Origin of the sequence: Vibrio sp. 10N.222.46.A1, assembly GCF_041473595.1 — a bacterium.
Lineage (GTDB): Bacteria > Pseudomonadota > Gammaproteobacteria > Enterobacterales > Vibrionaceae > Vibrio > Vibrio tasmaniensis_A.
Window position 1 is genome coordinate 1 of the sequence record NZ_JBFRSN010000530.1, and the last position, 1617, is coordinate 1617.

General features: G+C 42.9%; 3 protein-coding genes. 1 reads left to right on the forward strand and 2 read right to left on the reverse strand.

Annotated features, from left to right (window positions below; translation table 11 throughout):
- Positions 1 to 218: 218 nt before the first annotated feature.
- Positions 219 to 614, forward strand: coding sequence for a Cu(I)-responsive transcriptional regulator (cueR, locus tag AB4496_RS15260; RefSeq protein ID WP_009847356.1), 396 nt, complete (start codon positions 219 to 221; stop codon positions 612 to 614).
- A 37-nt stretch (positions 615 to 651) separates the two neighbouring features.
- Here the strand turns inward: cueR and AB4496_RS15265 are convergent, their stop codons facing one another.
- Positions 652 to 1107 (reverse strand): NfeD family protein, encoded by a 456-nt coding sequence (locus AB4496_RS15265; RefSeq protein WP_009847355.1) that lies wholly within the window; start codon positions 1105 to 1107, stop codon positions 652 to 654.
- 3 nt (positions 1108 to 1110) lie between these two features.
- A partial coding sequence (locus AB4496_RS15270; RefSeq protein WP_372131289.1) for an SPFH domain-containing protein occupies positions 1111 to 1617 on the reverse strand: 507 nt, incomplete at its 5' end.

Consider the following 1617-nt stretch of genomic DNA (forward strand, 5'->3'; position numbering starts at 1 on the left):
ATTTCAAACAGTAACTTGTTGATAGTTGGTGTTTGGGTTTGTTGGAAAATCTAAGCTACTCTCATCATTTGATGTAAAATAGCCATAAACAGCAGACTTTATTTTCGAACATTATATTGCTTCAATGTTTTTGTTTCGGTAGTTAGCATTCCTAGATGTTTGAATAATAGTCTTAGGTTTCTAAATAGTTTTTATGCGATATTTACTTGAGTAATATTATGAACATAAGCGAAGTTGCAAGCCTCACGCAGTTATCACCTAAGTCTATTCGTTTGTATGAAGACAAAGGGGTGATATCTGCACCGTTGCGTTCTGAAAATGGTTATCGGTCTTATGGTGAGAAGCAGATTAAAGAGCTCGGAATCGTAGCGAAAGCGAGAAGCGCTGGTTTTTCGCTTGATGAGTGTCGTGCGCTTGTTGAATTAGCCGACAACCCATGTCGCGAAAGTGCCGATGTTAAAGCAAAAGCGTTAAGTAAATTGGAAGAAGTGAATAAAAAAATTGAAGACTTACTGATCATTCAGAAGACATTGAAAGAGTGGGTTGAACAATGCCCTGGTGACTCAAATAGCCATTGCCCAATTATTGATTCACTTGTAGAGAAAAAGCCATAAGTTGGTTACTTATGGCTTTGACGGAGGGTTTTCTTGATTATTGTTTAGTAGGGCTTATAGTGAGAACAATGCCATCGACAGCAGTAATCACGACTTCCTCTCCCGCATCAATATCATGTGTACTCATCGCAGACCATGAGCTATCCCCTAGCTTTATCCTGCAGTTACCTTTTTGTACCGGCTCTAAGAGGCGAGTCTTTCTTCCAATCAGTTGCTTCTCTCGCTGATTAAGGTCTCGAGTAGAGTCAGATTGCTTGTCACTAGACAGCTGTCTTCTCCACCACAGCCAAGTGGTGATAAGCGAGAAGCTCGCAAAGGATAGCCATTGCATCTGCCAACCGATTGGTAGTGCGCCTAATAGGGCCCCGACTAGCATGGCAGATATGCCTATCCATAAAAAGTAACCAGCGGTTCCAATTAGCTCAAGCGCTAACAATGCTAGGCCAAACGCTAACCAATGCCAGTAGTTTACTTGTTCGAGCAATTCGACCATAAGTTAGTCCTTACTACCCTTGTCATTCTTATGTGCAAACATCTCTGCAATACCCGCAACAGAACCCATTAGTCCAGTCGCTTCGAGCGGTAGCATGATGATCTTACCGTTTTCTGCTTGGCCAATAGACTTCAGTGCGTCGGTGTAACCTTGTGCAATAAAGTAATTGACTGCTTGCATGTCACCTTGAGCAATCGCTGTTGATACCATTTCTGTCGCTTTAGCCTCAGCTTCGGCAGCCCGTTCACGAGCTTCAGCTTGAAGTATCGCGGCTTGCTTTTGGCCTTCTGCTTTTAAGATTTCTGATTGCTTGTGACCTTCTGCTTTCAATATCTCAGCTTGTCGTACACCCTCTGCCTCTAGGATATCTGCACGTTTGTTACGCTCGGCTTTCATCTGAGCATTCATCGCAGCGGTAAGGTCTGCTGGTGGCTGTACGTCTTTGATTTCGATACGTGTAACTTTGACACCCCAAGGGTTTGTCGCTTCATCAACGATATTCAATAATTT

What these genes read in the sequence shown, in the direction of transcription:
- cueR (WP_009847356.1), top strand. Translation starts at nt 219, where the DNA reads ATGAACATAAGCGAAGTTGCAAGCCTCACGCAGTTATCACCTAAGTCT.
- AB4496_RS15265 (WP_009847355.1), bottom strand. Translation starts at nt 1,107, where the DNA reads ATGGTCGAATTGCTCGAACAAGTAAACTACTGGCATTGGTTAGCGTTT.